Source organism: Mesorhizobium yinganensis, from assembly GCF_040081985.1.
In the GTDB taxonomy this organism is placed as follows: domain Bacteria; phylum Pseudomonadota; class Alphaproteobacteria; order Rhizobiales; family Rhizobiaceae; genus Kumtagia; species Kumtagia yinganensis.
In genome coordinates this window covers 14,259-34,941 of sequence record NZ_JBEBMH010000035.1, presented here as the reverse complement: position 1 = coordinate 34,941, position 20,683 = coordinate 14,259, and the positions used below count along the sequence as shown (strand labels likewise).

Here is a 20,683-nt window from a genome sequence, read left to right as displayed (position 1 = left end):
TTGCCTCATGTTCACCGGGATAGCTGCTGCCCTTGTGCACGGCCTCGCCGATGTACACCCGGTTGAGCAGCTTGTAGAGGAAACCCTTGTCGATCAAACGCTGGCGCGGCGTGCGAACACCCTCGGTGGCGAGAGTGCGTGCCAGTACCGTGGTCGCTGCCGTCAAGGCGCCGGGCTTTGGCGACCGCCGCAAGGCCATGCTGGAGGACATCGCCATCCTCACCGGCGGCACGGCGATCTCGGAAGATCTCGGCATCAAGCTTGAGAATGTGACACTGCAGTTGCTCGGCCGGGCCAAGAAGGTAGTTGAGAAGGAGAACACCACCATCGTCGACGGTGTCGGCCGCAAGGAGGAAATCCAGGGCCGGGTCGCCCAGATCAAGGCCCAGATCGAGGAGACCACCTCAGACTACGACCGCGAGAAGCTGCAGGAGCGGTTGGCGAAGCTCGCCGGCGTTGTCGCTGTGATCCGCGTCGGCGGCTCGACCGAGGTCGAGGTTAAGGAACGCAAGGATCGCGTCGACGACGCGCTGCATGCAACGCGCGCTGCGGTCGAGGAAGGGGTTCTGCCGGGTGGCGGCGTCGCACTGCTGAGGGCCGCCAAGGCTCTTGATGCGGTGCAGGTCGATAATCCCGACCAGAAGACCGGCGTCGAGATCGTGCGCCGCGCCATCGAAACCCCGGTTCGCCAGATCGCCGAGAATGCCGGCGCCGAGGGCTCGATCATCGTCGGGAAGCTGCGCGAGAAAAGCGAGTTCGGCTGGGGCTGGAACGCCCAGACCAATGAGTTCGGCGATCGTTACAGCCAAGGTGTCATCGACCCGGCCAAGGTCGTGCGCACCGCCCTCCAGGACGCCGCCTCCGTTGCCGGCCTGCTCGTCACCACCGAAGCGATGGTGGCCGAGAAGCCAAAGAAGGAAGCGCCGGTACCTGCAATGCCGGGCGGTGGCGGAATGGACTTCTGATCATCGACTAGCTTGCCCGCCCCTCGGCCGTGAGGGGCGGGCATCTCAAGAGATAGGAGGAAGCCGATGAACGCATCACACGGTTTTGGAACCGTTCCTTCGCCGACACATCCCGCGAAGGACTTCATTAGGCATGAATCCGAATGCCGCAGCGCATTGAAGCCGCTGATGACTAGCTTGCTCGACATGGCCGAATCCGCGGGTTGGAACCGGCGCACGGCAGCGTCGGCCCTGATGTTCTTGGCGGCGCAACAACTGACGACGACAGCTGGCAACTCACGTGATGTCGCATACGAGGCGGAACCGTCGCCATAGGTGATGGGGTGTCGGATCGGAAAACAAGCATCGGGGACTTTTTGTCCTTATCCGGATCGGCAGCTTTCGGGGCATCGAGCCAGACTCGGGAACGACCGAGAGGAGGTGGAGGCTGTGTGAAAACCCTTGATCGTGCTATGATCTTGCACTGCTTCGGAGGTGCCAGATGGGCGGTTTTGTCGAGGCTGCCGACCGAACTCAGGCGAGCTTTTTGCCCGCCTGTCTTGAAGATTATGTAGACCCTGACAATGCGGTCCGCATTATCGACGCCTTTGTCGACGAACTCGATCTGACCGAACTCGGCTTCGCCCGCGTGCGGCCGGCATCGACCGGCAGGCCCGGCTACGCTCCGGGCACGATGCTCAAGCTCTATGTCTATGGATACCTGCACCAGCTGACATCGAGCCGGAAGCTTGAGCGCGAGGCTGGCCGCAACATCGAACTGATGTGGCTGACCGGCAAGCTGGTACCCGACTTCAAGACCATCGCCGACTTCCGCCATGACAATGCCAGCGCGATCCAGATCGCGTGTCAGCGCTTCGTTGCCATCTGCCGCGCTCTTGGTCTCGTAGGCGGCGGTATGGTCGCCATTGACGGTTCACGCTTGCGCGCGGTGAACACGCACGAGAAGAACTACACCAAGGGCAAACTGGCGCGCCAGAAGGCCCGTGTCGAAGAGAGCATAGCGCGCTACCTGGCCGAGCTTGAGGACGCCGACAATGCGGAGACCGGTCCGGCCACGCCGCGCATCGAGCACCTGACCGAGCGACTGGCGGCGTTGCGTGGTCGGCTTGGCGAACTCGAAGAGATTGGCCAGCAATTGGAAGCCGCTGCCGATGAGCAGATCTCGCTCACCGATCCGGATGCCCGCGCGATGGCGACCGGAAGCGACCATCGCGGTGTCGTCGGTTACAACGTGCAGGCGGCCGTCGATACCAAGCACCATATCGTCGTGGCCAACGCGGTGACGAACCGGGGCCATGACCGGTCGCATCTGCTTGAGATGGCCAAGGCCGCACAGGCCGAGATCGGCACTGCCGAGATGATCGCCCTTGCCGATCGTGGATATTATGAGGGCGAGCAGATCCGCTCCTGTGCCGAAGCTGGCATCATCCCGATGGTGCCCAAGCCGAATACGTCACCGGCGCAGGCTCGTGGCTTCTGGGGCAAGACCATGTTCGTGCATGAGCCCGAGACCGACACCTATCGCTGCCCGGCCGGCGAACAGCTCCAGAAACGGTTCGCCCGAGTGGAAGGCGGCAAGCTCATAAGCGTCTACTTTAACCAGAAGGCTTGCGGCGCCTGCGCATCCCGCCCTCTGTGCACGGCCGGCAAGGAGAAACGCATCCGACGATGGGAACACGAAGCTGTGCTTGATGCCATGGAAAGCAGGCTCGACGCGATGCCCGACGCGATGACGACCCGGCGCTGCACGGTCGAACACGTCTTCGGCACCATCAAGGGCTGGATGGGCGCCACCCACTTCCGAATGCGGGGCCTCAAGAACGTTGCCACTGAAACAAGCCTGGCGATCCTGGCCTATAACATCAAGCGCGCCATTGCAGTCGCTGGCGTCGGTCCAATCCTCAAGGTGATAATGGGGTAAACGGAACCAACCAGCACCACGGAAAAACAATGCGGCACATCGGCTGCCCCGAGTTCTCACACAGCCTCAGGTGCGAAGCAGACGTAAGGCGGGTGGAATCTACACTACCTCCTGTCAGCGCATAGAACTAATGCCGCAGTTCTCACAAACGAGTCCTGAGGTTTCGATTTCTGACACTTTCGCCACTCCGGAGGATACCCAAACCGGCGGTACTCACGATAGTCACTAAGTCTTTGAATTTTTTGCATCGGGAACATGGGTACTAAATTTGCCAAGTCCCCAGCTCTGGAGAATGTCCGCGAAAGGAGAGAAAAATCCGCGATTGCGCGCGCTCGTCTGGTTCACAGCTTTGGTGAAAAAAGCCGGAATTCTGCGCCGTTTCAAGCGCTCCCATTCGGAGCGGAGAATGTTGTCTTTGAGTCGACTGGCGGAGGGAAAGCACCTGAAATCCAACATTCTCCGGGCGCTTCCGGCTCCCCCGAACCTGCTGGCAGGCCTCCTGCGCACGCTGTCTCGCCGGCGCTTCAATTCCGGGAGAGGGTCGCGTCGCCGATCTACGGAACACTGGCGCCAGGCTATCTGACCGTCCCGGCGCTTCACTACATCAAGTCGATCGGTCTGCCCTTGCCGCCCGACGACATCGCCAGCGCTCATGCCGCGGCGTTCCTGATCGGTGTCTGTGCCATGTTGATCGCCGACATCCCGCTGGAGGTAGTCGTGCGGTGGGTCAAGCCGAAGGCCCCCGCTGAATAACCTCTTTCCGAAACTCGCCAATTTGATCGCCCCGCAGCTTCGGCTGCGGGGTCCTTTGCGTTTTAGATCCTCAGACGACCACGAAGTCGGCCGCCGTGAGTGTCGGATGGTCGGTCAGGGTCGCGAACTGGATGGCGGCCGTCGCTCCATTGCCGTCAGCGTCGTAGAACAGCTTTCCAGTATCGGTCTCGTAGACGATGTAGTCGTTGGCATCGACCGCCACGCCGGAGGCGTTTGCCCGGAAGTTGCCCGCCGCCAGCGCCCCGGTCGCCGCCAGCTTGCCGAAGATCGCGTTCTCAAGCTCGATCGTGTCGGCGGCGGCGCCGAAGTCGCCGAGGGTATCGACATTGCCTGCGTCGAGCGCCGAGGAGAAGACGAAGGTGTCGGCGCCGCTGCCGCCGTAAAGCGTGTCGAGGCCGCCCTTGCCGTCGATGCGGTTGGTGCCGGCATTGCCCCTGACCTCCTGGCCGATCTCGTTGCCGATCAGGTCGATGGCGGAGACGCCGGCCGAGCCGTTGGTATAGAGCTGTTCGACATAGACACCCTTGCCGAGCGTATAGTCGACGGCCGCCATCACCTTGTCGAGAGCGCCCTGCGAGGCGGTTTCGACGACGATGTCGCCAGAGTTGTAGATGCGGTAGGTGTCGTTGCCTTCGAGGCCCTTGAGCATATCCGAGGCTCCGGCGCCGCCGTCATGCAGGACGTTCGCTCCGGCGTTGCCCCAGATATCCTGCGCCAATGTGTTGCCGGTGAGGTCGATCGACGACAGGCCGGCGGAGCCGTTCGTCGTCAGGATTTCGACGTAGACGCCCTTGCCGAGCGTGAAATCCACCGCCGAGGCAACCTTGTCGGCCGCGCCTTCCGACACGCCTTCGATGACGACATCGCCGGAATTGTAGACGCGGTAGGTGTCGTCGCCGCCGAGGCCCTTCATCGTATCCGCCCCGCCGACGCCGCCGTCGTTCAGGACGTTGGCGCCGGCATTGCCGGTGATTTCCTGCGCAAGCGCGTTGCCCGTCAGGTCGATCGCCTTCGTGTCGGTCTGGTCGATGGTGGACATGATTTCAATGTAGGTGTTGCCCAGCGTATAGCTGACACCGGCAACCACCTCGTCGGCCGTGCCATCGTTCAGGGACTCGATGACCTTGTCGCTCTCGCTGTCCACAATGAAACGATCGTTGCCGGTCCCTCCATATAGGTTGTCGACCCCCGTCCCGCCGTCCAGCGTATCGTTTCCGGCTCCGCCATCGAGCCAGTCGTTCTGGGCGCCGCCGTCGATATGATCGTCGCCGCCCAAGCCATACAGGAAGTCCTCGCCGCCGTTGCCGGTCACGATATCCTTCAGTTCGTCGCCGGCGAAGTTGTCGCCGGCGGCGTCGCCGACGGTGGTACGAACGATCTCGTTGATCGCCGCGCTAAGGCTTGTGCCGCTGGAGTCGGGCGTATTGTCGAACCAGACGGCACCGAACTTGCCGTTGAGCAGGCCGGCGACGGAGGAGTTGCTGTCGTCGCCCGCGCCCAGGCTCAGGGTGAATTCGTCGGTCGCGGCGACGCCCGCCGCCGTATAGACACGGCCCTGCACGTTGAAATCGGTGAAGCTGATCTGCTTGGTCCAGGTGATCGCGATGAAGCCGTTCTCCAACATGGTGATGTCCGGCTCGATCTCGGTCTGGCCGGACGGGGTGTTGACGCGTATGTAAGTGCCGGGCGTGGCGTTTCCGCCGTTTCCGTCCAGGATACGCAGTGTGATGCCGGAATTGCCCGCATCCTGGCCGCCCCAGCCATTGTCCTTGTAGACCACGGCCCAATTGCCGTCCTTCAGGCCGACCACCTTGGCCTCGGTGTTGTCGCCGACGCCGTCAACAACAAAGTCGTTCACCTTCGTCGTGCCGTCGGCGTTGTATATGCGGGCGCGAAGGGTCTGGTTGGCGGGGTTGGTGTCGGTATAGGTGACGACGTAGCCGCCGGTGCTCAGGGCAGCGACAGAACCGCCGTTCTGGTCGCCGGCGAGCGCAGTTGTTCACGACGGTGGTCACACCGGTCTCAGTGCCGAAATCGTTGAAGCGGGCGTGCAGGATGTTCTCGGTCCTGGCATCGGTCACTACGAAGCCGCCGCCGGAGAGCGCCGCGACCTGAATGTCACCGCCGACGGTGTCAATGTTCATTTCATTGCCGATCGGCGTGCCATCGGACTGGAACAAGTGACCTCTGAGGTTCAGGAGCGGGGCCTCGGCGTCGACCCAGGTCACCAGCACGTTGCCGTTTGCGAGTTCGGTCACCTGGGGCTGGCCGACTGCGTCGGTGGCGCCGAAATAGGCGACGTTAAACGTGCCCATGCGCTCATGGGCGGCATCGTAGAAGTCGACAAGGACTTCGCCGTTGCTGATGTTGCCGTTGTTGTAAGCGACGGCGAAACCGCCGTTCGACAGGCCGGTCACGTCCGGCGCAAGCTGGTTGCCGGTCTCGAAGCTGTTGGCCTGGAACTCGGATTTGATGATGGTACGAGTATAGGTGCTGGTGACAGCCATCGAAGTGTTCCTTCTCGACAATGGGCCGCCGACCCGCGCCGATGACGGAGCGGGACAGTCAGGTCCGGTTGATGGAAACGAATGCGGGTCCGCCGGTTTCAGGGGCCAGAACAGGCATTCGCAATTGGCGCCCTGTTAGCCCAGGCGATATGCTTGGGTCTTGTCCTGGCGGGAACCTGGCTTGACCCCAGGGGAACCTCGGCTACGAAAATGGCCGGAAATCATCTTTTATCGGGTTTCGGGTCTGCTTTTCCGTGAGAACTACGATCGCGGGCGTGTTCACAGGGGATCGCTTACGGTGCCGCGCAGCGAACGCCCTGCATACTACCGCCGCCCCACACCGATCCCGCTTCCACGCTGAAATCGGGCTCGACACCGTTCCCGCCAGTCTCCTTTGCCGCCGCTCATGGCCGGGCTATTCCTTTCGTCTGACCTTGAAGGTAAAGTTTGACGAATATCGGCGCGCGGCCAGGGAGCGAAGTTCGGGCGCAATGGAAAAGCTGGTTCTGTCGACCCAGGGGATGCCGGACCGTCTCGATGACCGGGCACGCTTCAGCACCTGGCACGACATGTACGTGGCGGCCTATTGCGAGTTCGATCTGAGGCGCGTCGACAGCAAGCCGTTCGCCGCCAATACGGAATTCCAGGCGATCGGGGGCATCGGCGTGGCTAGCACGGACGCCGCCGTCGATCAGGTTCTGCGCAACAAACAGCATGTTGCCGGATCGTCGCTGCGATCGAACTTTTGCCTGGCTTTCAGCCGCAACGAGTTCCCCATCGTCCAGGCGCAACTCGGCCGCGAGACGGTGCATCGCGTCGAGAGCCCGTTGCTGGTGACTGAAGGCGAGGCGGGCGACATCCGGCAGCCGGGCGGCTTCAACTTCCACCTCCTCGACATCCCGCCGCAACTGCTGGCCGGGCGCGTCGCCAATGCTTATGACCTTGTGGCGCGGCCGCTCGACGCGGCGCCGCAGGCGGCCGCGCATCTCAAGCGCTACATTGGAATCCTGCCGCATATCACCCAGGGCGAGCCCGATCTGGCCCTGCTCGACCACATCGCGACCACGCTGATCGATCTCGTCGCGCTGGTACTCGGCGCCAATGGCGATTCAGCCGAACTGGCGAGGATGCGCGGTTTGCGCGCCGCCCGGATTGAGGAGATCGTTGCGGTCATCCGCAAGAATTTCGACGACCCTTCCTTCTCGACCGCGCATGTCGCGCGCCGGCTGAGCCTCACACCACGCTACGTCAACGAACTGCTGCAGGCGACCGGGCTGGGCTTCGCCGAACGGGTGACCGAACTGCGGCTTCAGACGGCTCGCAAAATGCTCGCCGACAAGAGCAAGGACCGGATGAAGGTGATCGAGATCGCCTATGCCGTCGGCTTCAACGACGTGTCGTATTTCAACCGCCGCTTCCGCCAGCGGTTCGGAGAGAGGCCGTCGCAGGTGCGCGACAGTGGGAGGAGCGGCCAAGAAATCGATTGATGGGCCGCTTGTCTAAAATCACACATTCCTGCTCGCATCCTCCTCCTCGGCTCTATCGAACCCCTTCACAACGAGGACCAGCTTCGACATCTTGCTTTGCGGGAGTTGGGCTTCGGCCATCTGTCAGGCTCCGCGCCGCCTCCGCTCGCCGTCCTGCCGGTGAACGCCGCAGTACCAATCGGTGTCGTAGCGCCCGTCGTAACCGAAGCAGCCCCACTCCTTGCAACCCTGGTGGTCGCAATAGTGGATGTAGAGGCCGGCAGGCGTCGGTAGCTGTTCGACGGAAATGATCGGTGACTCGTCCATCACAGCAGCGCCGGCTGAAGCGGTGGCGTCATGTCCTCCAACTTCGGCTGGGGCGGAACCTGCTTCAGCATGTGATCGGGCAGCGGCCTTTGCAGCACCTTCGCTTCTTCCCACGGCGCAGTCAGCCAGGTCTCGACCTCGTGCCGCGTGGTGAGGATCACCGGCATTGCCTTCTGGTGAACTGGCCCGACGACACCGTTCGGCTCGGTCGTCAGGAAGGCGTACAGATCCAGCGCCACCGGACCTTCTTTGATCTTGCGGACGCTGGCCAGTCCGGAACCCAGGCGCCAGCGAAGAACATCAAGGGCCTGCTGTCGTCTCCAGCGAACCAGGCATTGGGTGTGCGACCTCCGGCGGCGCTGGCCGGGTCCGGCTCGGCGAAACTGGTGAACGGCACGACGCAGCGGTTCGGCACGCCAAGCCACCGCAGCCAGTGCTTGCTGGCGGTGTTGCGGATGTTGGTGGTCCCGCCGTCCGGTTCCATCTTCAGCATCTCGGCGAAGGCGTCCTTATCGATGTCCTTTCCTTTGGTGCGAAGCTTGTCCGCTCGCTTGCTTGTCGCCTGGAACAGGGCCTGCGATGATGACGGCATACCCCAACGCATCCTCACAGTTCGCGCTGCCCGTCGAGGCCGTTGCGCACCACTGAGCCGAAGCGGTCGGGATAAACATCGATCGACGGTTCAAGATTGCCGGACAGATCGCGCCACACCCTGACCAGATCTATAATTGCTGCTGTGTCGTGGTGATGTTGTAGAGGTTGCACATGCGGCCTTCCCGGTAAGTTTCCCTTGCGGGCAGGATGGCACAGCAGTCCTAGAAGGTGAACTGCTGTTGCCTCGGGCGCGGTGGCGCAGGATCGGGTCTCCTGACAGTCTCAGCCGGCTGCTTGGCGTCGCGCCGCTCCTGCAAATTCTTGTTGAGCAGCATCATCGCCTTCAGCGCCTTCATGATGTCGCCGTCGTGGGCATCGACGAAGCAATCGGCAGCAGCTTGCAGAGCGTCTTCCTGTCGGCGGCTCAGTCTTTCGATCCTGATCATAGCTGTGCACCTTCAGTGCCGAGGCTCAGATGCCTCAATAAGTGCCTCAACCGCAGCGGCGAACGTCTGGAGGGAGGCTGTGGCATCCTCCCCTCTATACCGGGCCATCCCGACCCTGTTGGCCCCGATCGTAATCGGGTCGACGAACGGCCGCGCCGTCGATCCCTCCATGTCGGCGGCGATGATCCAGGCATAGGTCGAGATGCGATCCTCGTCCTTTTTTGGTCCACTTCTTCGCCCCTGCTATCTTCCGCAACCGCCGGATTGCAGTCGCCCGATCGGCAAGCTGCGATTCCGGATCGTGCACGATTTCAAGGTCAGCGGTTTGTGGCTTGCGCGCTTCGTCCCAATCGAGGCACGCAGCTTCTAGAGCGGCCGTGTCAGCCTTGTCCCGGACCCCTGCGGCAGCCAACTGCTTGTTGGTAACATCGTCGTCGTTGAAACCTCCGATGTCCCACGCGTCCGCAAGAACCGGCCATCGGCTGCCGTGTATGGATGGACGCCGGCATCCCGAAACACCTTTAATGCCGCTGCAACGCCGCGCTGAAGCTCTTCCTTGGTCGCGCCGGGAATTGAAATCTTGATGGGAGTGGTGACGGTTTCGTGTCGCATAGCTGTTACTCCTACGCTGCTGCCTTGGTGAACGAAATAGGAACAAAAGAGTCAAGAGGCGATTGACTCGCGCAGGAAAGGGTTCCTAAATCGCCGAATGAGGACAACAGTCGACGACGCGAAAGCTCCAATTCCATGCCTGCCCAGCCTGACCGCGCCGTCGTTTCCGCGCTACAGGACCGCGTTCGGAGCCTTGAGGGTGGCAGGAATCACGAGCGACGCGTGCTGCCGTTCGGCGTCCGAGACATCGATAGCCGATTGCCCGGAGGCGGACTTGCGCTCGGCGCGCTGCACGAGGTCGCGGGCGGTGGAAACGGCGCTGTCGATGGCGCGGCGGCCGCGCTGTTTGCGGCAGGCATTGCTGCGCGGACCGTCGGCAAGGTGCTGTGGTGTGTCTCACAACAGGATCTGTTCGCACCGGCGATCGCCCAGGCCGGGCTTTCTCCCGACCGGGTGATCTATGTCGAGGCCGGCGACGACAAGTCGGTGCTGGCGTGCTTCGAGGAAGGCCTTCGGCATGTCGGGCTTGGGGCCGTGGTTGCTGAGGTGGCGCGGCTGCCCATGACGGCCTCGCGACGCCTGCAACTGGCTGCCGAGACATCTGGCGGCATTGGCATCGCCATTCGCCGATGTCGGCGCCAGTCGGACGCAACAGATTTCGGGCAGCCGACTGCCTCGGTCACGAGATGGCGGGTCTCCGTGATGCCGTCCAAGCCATTGCCGGTTCCCGGCGTCGGACGTGCGCGCTGGCAACTTGAATTGATCCGCTGTCGTGGGGGCGAAAGCGCGGACTTCGAAGTGGAGGCATGCGATGCCAAGGGTCGTCTCGCTGTTCCTTCCGCAGTGGTCAACCGATCGTCTGAGAAGGAGATCGGACGCCGCATCATTGCCGCCTGACCGGCCGCTGGTGCTGGTTGGACGCGACGGGCAAAGGCGGGTGGTGCTCGCGGCCGACATGAACGCGCTGGCAGCATCATTGCGGGTCGGCATGCCCGCGACAAAGGCACAGGCGCTGGTTCCCGGACTGATGGTGCAGGATGCCAGACCGGAGGAGGATGCCGAGGCGCTGGAGCGGTTGGCTCTATGGGGGCTCCGCCGCTACTCGCCGATCGTCGCCGTCGACCTTCCCGACGGGCTGGTGATCGACATCACCGGCTCCGAGCAACTGCATGGCGGTGAGCAGGCGTTGCTGACCGATCTGGTGTCCCGTCTCGGAAGCGCCGGCATCGCGGCGCGGGCGGCCGTTGCTGATAGCTGGGGTGCTGCACATGCGGTGGCGCGATATATGAGGCGCGCGACAAGTATTGTCCCGCCCGGCGGTGTCGCCAACGTCATCACCGAACTGCCCTTGCCAGCCCTGCGGCTTTCCAGCGGCGTTGTCGACGGGCTGCGTGTCCTCGGGTTTGAGCGGGTCGGCGATCTATTGGCACAGCCAAGGGCGCCGCTTACGTTGCGCTTCGGGCCGGAGCTCGGTCGCCGACTGGATCAGGCGCTGGGCGTGCTGAGTGAACCTATCGACCCGATCCGGCCGGCTGAGGTGGTCGAGGTCCGACGCAGTTTTGGCGAGCCGATCGCCGCTGCCGAGACCATCGCAAAATACATCGGCAAGCTGGTTACCAGCTTATGCAGCGAACTGGAGGGCAAGGGGCTCGGCGCGAAGCGGCTCGACCTGCTCATGGTTCTCGTCGACAATTCCGTCGAGGCGATCCGCGTCAGCACGGCATTGCCAGGCCGGGACGCCAAGCGGCTGGCGAGGCTGCTGCGCGACAAGATCGAAAAGATCGATCCGGGTTTTGGCATTGAGCTGATGCGGTTGGCGGCATCTTGGGCAGAACCGCTCTCGCCGAAGCAGACGCTCTCCTCGCTGATCGAACAACCGGAAGCCGACATCTCCGATCTGATCGACACTCTGGGTAACCGCGTCGGCACCGATCAGCTTTATCGTTTTGCGCCGCTCGCCAGCGATGTGCCGGAGCGTTCGGTGCAGCGTGTTGCTGCCACCGCACCCGTTGTCGGCAACGCCTGGCCCGATCATTGGCCACGCCCGACGCGGCTTCTGTCATCTCCCGAGCCGATCGACGCGGTGGCGCTGCTGCCCGATCATCCCCCCGCCAGCTTCACCTGGCGCGGTATCCGCCGCAGAGTCAGGCGGGCCGATGGCCCCGAGCGTGTCTTTGGCGAGTGGTGGAAACGCGATGCCGAGCTTGCGGCCGTCCGGGACTATTTTCAGGTCGAGGACGATGCCGGCGAGCGCTTCTGGATATACCGCGCCGGCGACGGCGAGAACCTTTCCACCGGCTCGCACCGCTGGTTCCTGCACGGCATCTTCGCATGACCGGTTATGTCGAACTGCAGTGCACGTCGCATTTTTCCTTCTTGCGTGGCGCAAGCTCCTGTGAGGAGCTGTTTGCCCAAGCGGCGGTGATGGATATGCCGGCGCTGGGTATTGTCGACCGTAACAGCCTTGCCGGCATCGTTCGGGCACATGAAGCGGCAAACACCAGCGGCGTCAGGCTGATTGTCGGCTGCCGGTTCGATCTCGCCGAAGGCGTTTCGATCCTCGTCTATCCCACCGACCGGGCGGCTTATTCGCGGCTCTGCCGGCTCCTGTCGCTCGGCAAGAAGCGGGGTGGCAAAGCCAAATGCGTCCTCACCTGGGACGATCTGGCCGCCTACGCGGAGGGTCTGATAGCAGTCCTGCTGCCGGATCAGGCCGATGACGACTGTTCACGTTGGCTGCGGCGGTTGCGGGACGTCTATGCTGATCGCGCCTACATGGCACTCACGCTGCGACGCCGGCCCAACGATCAACTGCGCCTGCACGAACTGTCCAACCTCGCCGCGTCGGCCAACGTGCCTACGGTGGTCACCAACGACGTGCTGTTCCATGTCCCGGAGCGGCGTATGCTCCAAGACGTCGTTACCTGCATCCGCCACAGCTGCACGATCGATGATGCCGGCTTTCGCCGCGAGCGCCATGCCGACCGATATCTCAAGCCACCGGCGGAGATGGCGAGGCTGTTTGCCAGCTATCCCGAGGCGGTCGGCCGAACCGTCGAGATCGCCGATCGCTGCCGCTTCTCGCTCGATGAGCTTGCATATCAATACCCGGAGGAACGTGACGATCCGGCGCTGACGCCACAGCAGACGCTGGAGAAGCTGACCTGGGAGGGCGCCTCCGATCGGTATCCACAGGGCGTGCCCGACACGGTCGTGGCGACGCTGAACCACGAGCTTGACCTGATCGACCGGCTTGGCTACGCGCCATACTTCCTGACGGTCAATTCCATCGTGCGGTTTGCCCGCTCCAAGGACATCCTGTGCCAAGGCCGCGGCTCGGCCGCCAATTCGGCAGTATGTTACGTTCTCGGCATCACCTCGATCGATCCTGAGATGAACGATCTGCTGTTCGAGCGTTTCGTCAGCGAGGAGCGGCGGGAACCTCCCGACATCGATGTCGACTTCGAGCACGAGCGGCGTGAGATCGTCATGCAATGGGTGTTCGACACCTACGGCCGCGACCATGCAGCCCTCTGTTCGACGGTAATCCGCTATCGCTCCAAGGGTGCGCTGCGCGATGTCGGCAAGGCGCTTGGCCTGACCGAGGACCTGATCAAGATGCTGTCTTCGCAGGTCTGGGGCTGGTCGGAGGAAGGCGTAGAGCCGAAACATGTCGAGGAACTGAACCTCAACCTCGGTGACCGCCGGCTGCGGCTGGCGCTTGATCTCGCCCGCCAGCTCATGGGCGCGCCGCGCCACCTGTCCCAGCATCCCGGCGGCTTCGTTCTCACCAATGACCGGCTGGACGACCTCGTGCCGATCGAACCGGCGGCCATGAAGGACCGGCAGGTGATCGAATGGGACAAGGACGATATCGACGCCCTTCGCTTCATGAAAGTCGACTGCCTGGCGCTGGGCATGCTCTCCTGCATGAAGCGCGCCTTCAACCTGCTCGCCGAGCACAAGGGCATCCATCACGACCTGTCCACAATCCCCAATGAGGACGGCCCGACCTATGCGATGATCCGCAAGGCAGACACGCTCGGCGTCTTTCAGATCGAGAGCCGGGCGCAGATGTCGATGCTGCCGCGCATGAAGCCGCGCACCTTCTATGATCTGGTCATCGAGGTCGCCATCGTCCGGCCGGGGCCGATCCAGGGCGATATGGTGCATCCCTACCTGCGACGGCGCGAAGGCAAAGAAGCGGTATTCTATCCCAAGCCTGAACTGGAAAAGGTTCTGGGCAAAACACTCGGCGTCCCGCTCTTCCAGGAGCAGGCAATGCGGGTCGCTATCGAATGTGCCGGCTTCACTGCCGGCCAGGCCGACCAGCTTCGCCGGGCCATGGCGACGTTCAAGTTCACCGGCGGGGTCAGCCATTTCCGTGACAAGCTGGTCAAGGGCATGGTCGACAACGGCTATGAGCAGGAGTTCGCGGAGCGCACCTTCCGGCAGCTTGAGGGATTCGGCAGCTATGGCTTTCCGGAAAGCCATGCGGCCTCCTTTGCGCTGATCGCCTATGCCTCGTCATGGATGAAGTGCCATCATCCGGAGATGTTCTGCGCAGCGCTACTCAATGCCCAGCCCATGGGCTTCTACGCGCCGGCACAGATCGTGCGGGACGCCCGCGATCACCATGTCGAGGTCCGGCCGGTCTGCATCAATGCTTCACGCTGGGACTGCACGCTGGAACCGATGGAGGACGAATCCTTTGCAGTCAGGCTCGGCATGCGCATGGTGCGCGGCCTGTCCAATGCCAATGCGGCAACCCTGCTGGTGGCACATGCTGACCAGCCCTTCGCATCGGTCGACGATCTGTGGCGCCGCGCTGGCGTGCCGATCGCCGCCCTGGTGCAACTCGCCGAGGCCGATGCGTTTCGCGAAGCCCTCGGCATATCACGCCGCGAGGCTCTGTGGCAGATCAAGGGGCTTCGCGACGAACCGCTGCCGCTGTTTGCCGCCGCAGCCAGGGGAGAGGAAGGCCCGATACCCGAGCTGGTCGAGCCGGCCGTCTCGCTGCGGCCAATGACGGCCGGCAGCGAGGTCGTCGAGGACTATGGCCATGTCGGGCTGACCCTGCGTGCCCACCCCATGTCGTTCCTGCGCAGTGACCTTCGCCGCCGTCGCATCGTCACCTGCAGCGAGGCCATGAACGCCCCCGACCGCCAATGGCTTGAGGCAGCCGGTGTCGTTCTCGTCCGGCAACGACCTGGCTCGGCCAAGGGCGTGATGTTCATAACCATCGAGGACGAGACCGGTATTGCCAATCTCGTCATCTGGCCAAAGCTGTTCGAACGCCAGCGCCGCATCATCCTGGCCGCCAGCATGTTTGCCGTGCGCGGCCGCATCAAGCGCGAGGGCGAGGTCGTGCATCTAGTCGCGCACCAACTCACAGACCTATCCGCCGAGCTAGCCAGCGTCGGCAGTCGCGATACGGCGTTCCCGCTGCCGCATGGGCGTGGCGACGAGTTCCATCATGGCAGTCCCGGTCTCGATCCGCGCACTCTTCCGCCGAAGGGAACGAAAGCCCGCGACATCTACATCCCCGATCTCCACATCGACACGATCAAGGTAAAGCCGAGGGACTTTCGTTGATCGTACAACAACCGCCAGGCGATCCGTGGATTGAGCCGGGATGACAGCTAGTGAGCCGTCGACCGGCTTGCCGCCTCTATCTCCGCAAGCACAACCAGCCCCTCATGGCACGGCCCCGGAACCTCGTCGTTCAACCCCGCCAGGAGATGGTGGAAGCTGATCGTCAAGGCCAACTGCTCAGCCAACACGGCAGCTCGTCCTTTGTGCCGAACATGTGCCGTAGCGACGCGGGCGAGCCGGTTCTGCCCTGTTGCATCGGCGGGGCTCCGGCATAGAGGACAATGCGAACATGAGACAAGTCAAATCCGCTTCCATGGGCACATCAACTCCCCAACTCAGTGCAACCTCAGAGCAAATTGAAGATTTACGCCGCAAAAGCAAGGTGTTCATATCAAAGGCTCTCAGTGCCATTTGAGGCGTCTTTAGCATATGGGCGCTAGCGAGAGAGCCTCCCGCCGAGACACTGGCGAAGATCGAAGGCAACCTTAAAACTGGTCGCCATATTCTCCCTCGGCAAGCACCCGCGCTATTTCCGGACAAAGGGTGTCAGGAGCTTGCCCATGGGACTCTTGATCCAGGCCGGGAACGCACTCCTTATCGTATAGGCGGAGGCTGGCCTCATGAGCGTGCGCGGGTTTCGGTTTATCGATCAATGGCTATCGGAGAATATCCCCGACGGCGCCTGGCCGGACAGGGTTCTTGCCAGTGACTTAGCTGACCGGGTTTTGATAGCAGCCGAGAGGTCAGGAATCTCGGCTTATGAGATAGACGAGGAAGTTGGGAGCGTTTTCAGCGCCGTGCTGCGATCAATGAAGGAAAGGAAATGAGCCTGCCGCCGTCGAGGGGAGGGAAGCGGCAGCAGGCCCATTCCGCACGGGCGAAAGGGAGGTCGCCCGGAAAAAAGGTCCGTCGGTAAAGCGAAGGTCGCAGTCGCCTTGGCCTCATGACTTGATTGTGAACCTAGAGTCCCTTCGTGACCACGGTATGCCGCTCGGCTTCCGAATGTAACTTTGGCGCGACAGCAATAGCAACTCTGGGTTCTAATTGCAGTAATAGAACCCAGAGTTGTTGATTGTCGCATCCTCCACCGCGACTATGGCGCATGAGCGACAAACCCGCGACTGCCGAAGACCTGGCTAGAGTCCGAAAGGCGATTGACGAGATAGAGGAACGGCTTGCCCAGCTTCGCCGCGCCCTTGATCGCGCGATAAAGCAGCAGCCAATCGGAACGTCTTAGCTATGCCCCGGCATTCTACGGCAGGCTCAGGCTGACGCGTGGGCATCGCCCCACTACGTTCTCAGCAGTCCCTTCAGCCACAACCGGACGAGGGCAAAGCCAAACCGGCCAACTGGCGGGCTTGATCGGCCCTTCGGACTACTCCCAGCCGCCATGCCGCTAAAAGGTCTAGGGGCGTCGCCATTGGCCAGTGGCGGACGAGCAGAAAAGCGTGGTTTTGGTGTTGCACTGCCTTGATAAATGGCACCCATGGATCCTCCCAAGTGCGCCCCCGCAGGACAGAGCAAAGCATGTTTTCGCGGTCGCTAAAATTAAAAATGACAATTGAGCGCCATTAAAACCGCGAGGCGACCAGAAGGCTAGCGGCGTGGGCATTTGCCGCCTGTGTCGACAAAAGCCAATCGGCGGGCTAGAGAGGTCGTTGGGTGAGGGTGACCACGTGACCGATCAAAAAATACAGACAGGCTTGGAGTTGAATCGCGCGTTTTATGAGGGCCGCGGCGATGATTTCGTTAATATCATCATCGAATGCATCGACCGGCGCTTGATCGCGATCAGCGAGGCGTCCGCCCAGCGGTTGCTTGACGCCGCGAGAACCTCGGCCTCGCAGCCTAGCGAAGTATCCTGAACACACCGTACACAGTTTGATATCCGACTAAAGTCAGGATGCGTTGGCGGAAAATAGGCTGGTCATTTGCCCAAGGATGGAATATTTGCCCATCGCACCAATGGGGTGTCTCGGGAGAGTAAATGTCCACGCCGTTGGAAAGTCCAATTTCTCGCCTTCGAACTTGTGCAGACTCGCTTCGTCCGCTGATTTCGGCCGCAGAATCAGACAACCAACACTTTCTGGCACACCTGCTAGAAATGTCTCTTAGCGAGTGCTTGATGCTCCTGCGGGGGGCAGTCCAGCCTGCTGGCGATAAGAATGGCCACCTCAAACTTGTATAGGCGCCTTCACCGTTCACCCGGTGCGACGTAATTCGCCTTCGTTGCGATAAGCGGAAGCATCCAGCCGGGCGCGCAATTCCTGCACAGTGCTGGCGCCGCTCTTAAACGCCGCCACCAAAACAAACGCGGCCTCCTCACGGTGGCTGCTGCTGGGATCGAACCCGTTTTCTAAACAATACTCATCAAGCGTCGTAGTCAGCATTGCGAGCTGTTCAGGATCGGCGATACCGTAAAATTTCATTTTGCTGCTGCCTTAATGAGGGCCAAGGCACCGCCTCGTTGCGGGCTTAGGCCCGGCAAGAATCATATGACATAGCGTTAGGTCTCGTCACTTACAAAAGACATAGGGCAACGAGATGTGATCACCGAGAACGTCCGTTTCAAAACCACAGATTTCCCGACATTTGGCCGTTACGAAACCCTCCCATCTTGCCCCAAATGGAGGCGAACCAAATGGTAAGCGAACGCGGCACCGCACGAGCGGCTCTTGCCCACCGCCTGGTGCGAGACACTGGGATCAGCGAGGAACAAGCTCTTGAGCTTATTGTCACGCTCGGAGCCAATTGGTCGTCGCTCGTGCGCGAGGCACGGATATTGCGGAAGGCCGCGGCTGCTTAGGTCACCCGTTCAGCCTCACGATGGCCGGTCAGCGCCGAGATGCGGAACTCGGCCTCTGTTTCGGCTGGTGCCAGGCGCCATTCCTGAGCCGGCGATCATTCATCGGGTCGCGGCCTCGCATCCCGCCCGCAGTTCTCAGCTGCCGCACGGCTGTGGCGACGAGCTCCATCCTGGCAGTCTCATCCCCGACCTTCACGTCGACACCATAAGATCAAGCCGAGGGACTTTCGGGGAGTGGCCACCAGGTTTCGCGCACGCAACCTGTCACAGCTGTGATTCAATCGGCAAGTAGCGAACTAACCCGGCCAGACTCTTCCTGTAGATGCTGGCGCCAGGCTCGTGGCGATAGGTGCACGGGCTACCGTCGACATCGTCCCGCCAACGGAGCTGACCGCCTTCAAGGAGGACGCGGTAGCTGGTTTGTGCTGCCTTCTCGCCCTCGATCCGCTCATTGAGTTCGGCGGTCAGTCCCTCATCCTCGAAAAGCACGCCCATCTCCGAGTTGAGCGACACCGACCGGGGATCAAAATTGAACGAGCCGACAAACCCCACCCTACCATCAACTGTGAATGCTTTCGTATGCAGGCTCGCGCCCTTCGAACCAAAGACTGAGATGTTCCTCTCACCATTGAAGGGCTGCAGTTCGAATAGGTTGATTCCAGCCTTGAGAAGGGGAACCCGATAGTTGGCATAGGCACCGTGGACGAAGGCTACATCTGTTGCTGCCAACGAGTTTGTCAGGACTGAGACATCGACACCACGCTCGACCAGCCCAGCCAGCAGCGACAAGCCTGCGCGCCCGGGAATGAAGTAGGGGGACACGATTTGCAGATTTGATTGGCTCCCTGCAAGGATAGGCGACAACTCGCTTATCAACCAACTTTCCGGCGCATTGCCGAAGACCTTGCATACCGGATCAGAGATGACACGCGCATTTTCCGTCCAATGAACGCTGTTGCCAATCGCGATAAATTCATCGATCGACATTCGGGAACTGACGTTGCCGAAGATCTTGTCATCGTCGCCGATACTGCCCGCACTAAGACTGCCAGCGCGGAGGGCAGGCTCTAAGATATGAAGGGTATCGATACGGCGCGCCGCAGCGCAGTTCCAATAGGCTTCGAAGATATCCTGCGTTTGCTGCACAGCAGCGCCCTGAAGCAGAAAATCGAGATCGCGAAAATTCGTCTCCGCGGCGCCGAAATAGGCATCACCGATGTTGCGGCCGCCGACGATCGCGAGACGTCGGTCGACCAACCAGGCTTTATGGTGCATGCGACGGGTCATCGCAAACAGGCGGGAAACAAGTTCGAAATAGCGCAGCCAACTGCCGTTTCTCAATCCACTCGGGTTGAAGAGCTTGAGCTCAATGTTCTCGTGGGCATTGAGTGCCAGATAGGCTCCATCGTTCATCTGCGGGTTCATGTCGTCAAGCAGGATCCGGACACGAATCCCGCGTTCAGCGGCGCACACAACCTCCTGCATGAGCGCCCGGCCGGAATGATCGTCATGCCAGAGGTAATACATCAGATCGAGGCTGTGGATCGCGCTGCGAGCGGCAAGCACACGAACCGCCATCGCATCGAAATTGTCGGAAACGAGTTGCAGGCCAGTTTTGCCGGCCTTGATCCTGTCGTCGGCGGATTGTGTGATGCCCAGGTCCATGCAATCCCGCTAAAACCGTGTTGGCCTAGGTAACGTGCGAGAGCATTGTCGGTTGCGTGAGAGGTTGGGCTGCCCCAGCAAGGTTCAGTTGCGCCTTAAGAGGGAGATGATCAGATGCCAGCCGCGCCAACGGGCTTTGATGGACCTCAATGCGCGATATCAGGCTCGCGGGGCGCGCCAGGATACGATCGAGCGCCAGCAATGGAAAACGGGAGGGAAAGCTTGGCAGGACAGCATGGATCGGCCCGAAGTGCGGCAACAGCGCATTGAGCGATGACCGGTTGCGAACCCGCCATTCATTCAGGTCTCCAAGCAGGATTGTGGGCTGCATGACCGGGTGCGTCGCTTCCAGAAGCGCGTGTGCCTGTTGCGCCCGCGACCGGCGCAGCAGCCCGAAGTGTGCCGCAATGACCCTTAGCGCTACACCGCTGATTTCCAGATCGACAATGAGGGCTCCGCGAGGTTCGAGGCCCGGCAGTTTGACCTGTCGAAAACCTTGAACAACGCCACGCCTGACGAGGATGAGATTGCCGTGCCATCCATGGCTATCATTCCGCTGAGGATGTGTCGGGACGAGGCCGGTTTTTCGCCGCAAGGCACCGAGATCGAGAAGACCACGCCTGTCGCCGATACGCTCATCAGCCTCCTGCAGCGCAACCACATCGGCATTGAGCTCGCAGATGACGTCGACGATACGCGCTGGATCAAACCGGCCGTCGACACCGACGCATTTGTGAACGTTGTAGGAGGCAATAGTCGTGCAGGGGACGTTGCCGTTTAGGTCGATGGATAAGGGTGCTTCCCGCCGAAATGCAGCAGCGAGAGATTGCGGCAGCGTCGGCGAGATTTCCATCGGCAATTCGTCAAGGGTCAATTATTTGGACCGTGAAGTGGTTGATGAACAAGGCCATCAAGACAATGCGACAACTGGCAGGCAGTTCCTCGCAGTAGTCAAGCTATCAAAACAGTCCCGCCGCCCGGTCGCCTGGAACGCTGGTCATGACG

Annotated in this window: 15 protein-coding genes and 2 pseudogenes; 9 read left to right on the top strand and 8 right to left on the bottom strand. The window is 61.6% G+C overall.

Going from position 1 to position 20,683, the window contains the following annotated elements; genetic code table 11:
- Positions 1-152: 152 nt before the first annotated feature.
- From groEL to ABMA59_RS32405, 4 genes and pseudogenes are all read left to right on the top strand, one after another.
- Positions 153-965: pseudogene (groEL, locus tag ABMA59_RS32420) on the top strand (chaperonin GroEL); the annotation flags it as partial.
- Between the two features lie 66 nt (positions 966-1,031).
- The gene (locus tag ABMA59_RS32415) at positions 1,032-1,280 is read left to right on the top strand and encodes a hypothetical protein (protein WP_349009506.1); all 249 of its coding nucleotides are present in this window, start codon (positions 1,032-1,034) and stop codon (positions 1,278-1,280) included.
- A 166-nt stretch (positions 1,281-1,446) separates the two neighbouring features.
- Complete coding sequence (locus ABMA59_RS32410; RefSeq protein ID WP_349009505.1) at positions 1,447-2,886, top strand: IS1182 family transposase; 1,440 nt, start codon at positions 1,447-1,449, stop codon at positions 2,884-2,886.
- A gap of 255 nt (positions 2,887-3,141) precedes the next feature.
- Positions 3,142-3,639 carry a hypothetical protein gene (locus tag ABMA59_RS32405; RefSeq protein ID WP_349009504.1) on the top strand — a complete coding sequence of 166 codons (498 nt, stop codon included), beginning with the start codon at positions 3,142-3,144 and terminating at the stop codon, positions 3,637-3,639.
- A 70-nt stretch (positions 3,640-3,709) separates the two neighbouring features.
- On the opposite strand, the gene ABMA59_RS32400 is transcribed toward ABMA59_RS32405, so the two are convergent.
- Both ABMA59_RS32400 and ABMA59_RS32395 read right to left on the bottom strand, forming a co-directional pair.
- Positions 3,710-5,518, bottom strand: a complete 1,809-nt coding sequence (locus tag ABMA59_RS32400) for a calcium-binding protein (protein WP_349009503.1) — start codon at positions 5,516-5,518, stop codon at positions 3,710-3,712.
- Positions 5,499-6,167: a hypothetical protein gene (locus ABMA59_RS32395; RefSeq protein WP_349009502.1), complete on the bottom strand. Its 669-nt coding sequence runs from the start codon at positions 6,165-6,167 to the stop codon at positions 5,499-5,501. The genes ABMA59_RS32400 and ABMA59_RS32395 overlap by 20 nt, the downstream gene beginning before the upstream one ends.
- A 491-nt stretch (positions 6,168-6,658) precedes the next feature.
- On the opposite strand from ABMA59_RS32395, the gene ABMA59_RS32390 reads away from it, so the two are divergent.
- Positions 6,659-7,654, top strand: coding sequence for a helix-turn-helix transcriptional regulator (locus tag ABMA59_RS32390; RefSeq protein WP_349009501.1), 996 nt, complete (start codon positions 6,659-6,661; stop codon positions 7,652-7,654).
- Between the two features lie 123 nt (positions 7,655-7,777).
- On the opposite strand, the gene ABMA59_RS32385 is transcribed toward ABMA59_RS32390, so the two are convergent.
- The 3 genes and pseudogenes from ABMA59_RS32385 to ABMA59_RS32375 form a co-directional block, all read right to left on the bottom strand.
- The gene (locus ABMA59_RS32385; RefSeq protein WP_349009500.1) at positions 7,778-7,960 is read right to left on the bottom strand and encodes a hypothetical protein; all 183 of its coding nucleotides are present in this window, start codon (positions 7,958-7,960) and stop codon (positions 7,778-7,780) included.
- Positions 7,960-8,727, bottom strand: a pseudogene (locus ABMA59_RS32380) (SOS response-associated peptidase family protein). The gene ABMA59_RS32385 and the pseudogene ABMA59_RS32380 overlap by 1 nt, the downstream one beginning before the upstream one ends.
- A 48-nt stretch (positions 8,728-8,775) precedes the next feature.
- The gene (locus ABMA59_RS32375) at positions 8,776-9,000 is read right to left on the bottom strand and encodes a hypothetical protein (protein ID WP_349009499.1); all 225 of its coding nucleotides are present in this window, start codon (positions 8,998-9,000) and stop codon (positions 8,776-8,778) included.
- A 747-nt stretch (positions 9,001-9,747) separates the two neighbouring features.
- Here ABMA59_RS32375 and ABMA59_RS32370 point away from each other — a divergent pair.
- From ABMA59_RS32370 to ABMA59_RS32355, 4 genes are all read left to right on the top strand, one after another.
- Entirely contained in the window at positions 9,748-10,509 is a 762-nt protein-coding gene (locus ABMA59_RS32370; protein WP_349009498.1) for an ImuA family protein, read from the top strand.
- Positions 10,424-11,947 (top strand): Y-family DNA polymerase, encoded by a 1,524-nt coding sequence (locus ABMA59_RS32365; protein WP_349009497.1) that lies wholly within the window; start codon positions 10,424-10,426, stop codon positions 11,945-11,947. Before ABMA59_RS32370 ends, ABMA59_RS32365 begins: the two co-directional genes overlap by 86 nt.
- Positions 11,944-15,207 (top strand): error-prone DNA polymerase, encoded by a 3,264-nt coding sequence (locus ABMA59_RS32360; RefSeq protein WP_349009496.1) that lies wholly within the window; start codon positions 11,944-11,946, stop codon positions 15,205-15,207. The genes ABMA59_RS32365 and ABMA59_RS32360 overlap by 4 nt, the downstream gene beginning before the upstream one ends.
- Before the next feature lie 1,676 nt (positions 15,208-16,883).
- Positions 16,884-17,072, top strand: coding sequence for a hypothetical protein (locus tag ABMA59_RS32355; protein ID WP_349009495.1), 189 nt, complete (start codon positions 16,884-16,886; stop codon positions 17,070-17,072).
- Positions 17,073-17,408: 336 nt separating this feature from the next.
- On the opposite strand, the gene ABMA59_RS32350 is transcribed toward ABMA59_RS32355, so the two are convergent.
- The 3 genes from ABMA59_RS32350 to ABMA59_RS32340 form a co-directional block, all read right to left on the bottom strand.
- Entirely contained in the window at positions 17,409-17,636 is a 228-nt protein-coding gene (locus ABMA59_RS32350) for a hypothetical protein (RefSeq protein WP_349009494.1), read from the bottom strand.
- A 641-nt stretch (positions 17,637-18,277) separates the two neighbouring features.
- Positions 18,278-19,678 carry a phospholipase D family protein gene (locus ABMA59_RS32345; RefSeq protein ID WP_349009493.1) on the bottom strand — a complete coding sequence of 467 codons (1,401 nt, stop codon included), beginning with the start codon at positions 19,676-19,678 and terminating at the stop codon, positions 18,278-18,280.
- A 25-nt stretch (positions 19,679-19,703) separates the two neighbouring features.
- The gene (locus ABMA59_RS32340) at positions 19,704-20,531 is read right to left on the bottom strand and encodes an endonuclease/exonuclease/phosphatase family protein (RefSeq protein WP_349009492.1); all 828 of its coding nucleotides are present in this window, start codon (positions 20,529-20,531) and stop codon (positions 19,704-19,706) included.
- Between the last annotated feature and the right edge of the window lie 152 nt (positions 20,532-20,683).

Excerpts from the sequence above, each read along its gene's own strand:
- ABMA59_RS32415 (WP_349009506.1), top strand. The coding sequence starts at position 1,032 with ATGAACGCATCACACGGTTTTGGAACCGTTCCTTCGCCGACACATCCC.
- ABMA59_RS32410 (WP_349009505.1), top strand. The coding sequence starts at position 1,447 with ATGGGCGGTTTTGTCGAGGCTGCCGACCGAACTCAGGCGAGCTTTTTG.
- ABMA59_RS32405 (WP_349009504.1), top strand. The coding sequence starts at position 3,142 with ATGGGTACTAAATTTGCCAAGTCCCCAGCTCTGGAGAATGTCCGCGAA.
- ABMA59_RS32395 (WP_349009502.1), bottom strand. The coding sequence starts at position 6,167 with ATGGCTGTCACCAGCACCTATACTCGTACCATCATCAAATCCGAGTTC.
- ABMA59_RS32390 (WP_349009501.1), top strand. The coding sequence starts at position 6,659 with ATGGAAAAGCTGGTTCTGTCGACCCAGGGGATGCCGGACCGTCTCGAT.
- ABMA59_RS32385 (WP_349009500.1), bottom strand. The coding sequence starts at position 7,960 with ATGGACGAGTCACCGATCATTTCCGTCGAACAGCTACCGACGCCTGCC.
- ABMA59_RS32375 (WP_349009499.1), bottom strand. The coding sequence starts at position 9,000 with ATGATCAGGATCGAAAGACTGAGCCGCCGACAGGAAGACGCTCTGCAA.
- ABMA59_RS32370 (WP_349009498.1), top strand. The coding sequence starts at position 9,748 with ATGCCTGCCCAGCCTGACCGCGCCGTCGTTTCCGCGCTACAGGACCGC.
- ABMA59_RS32365 (WP_349009497.1), top strand. The coding sequence starts at position 10,424 with ATGCCAAGGGTCGTCTCGCTGTTCCTTCCGCAGTGGTCAACCGATCGT.
- ABMA59_RS32360 (WP_349009496.1), top strand. The coding sequence starts at position 11,944 with ATGACCGGTTATGTCGAACTGCAGTGCACGTCGCATTTTTCCTTCTTG.
- ABMA59_RS32350 (WP_349009494.1), bottom strand. The coding sequence starts at position 17,636 with ATGAAATTTTACGGTATCGCCGATCCTGAACAGCTCGCAATGCTGACT.
- ABMA59_RS32345 (WP_349009493.1), bottom strand. The coding sequence starts at position 19,678 with ATGGACCTGGGCATCACACAATCCGCCGACGACAGGATCAAGGCCGGC.
- ABMA59_RS32340 (WP_349009492.1), bottom strand. The coding sequence starts at position 20,531 with ATGGAAATCTCGCCGACGCTGCCGCAATCTCTCGCTGCTGCATTTCGG.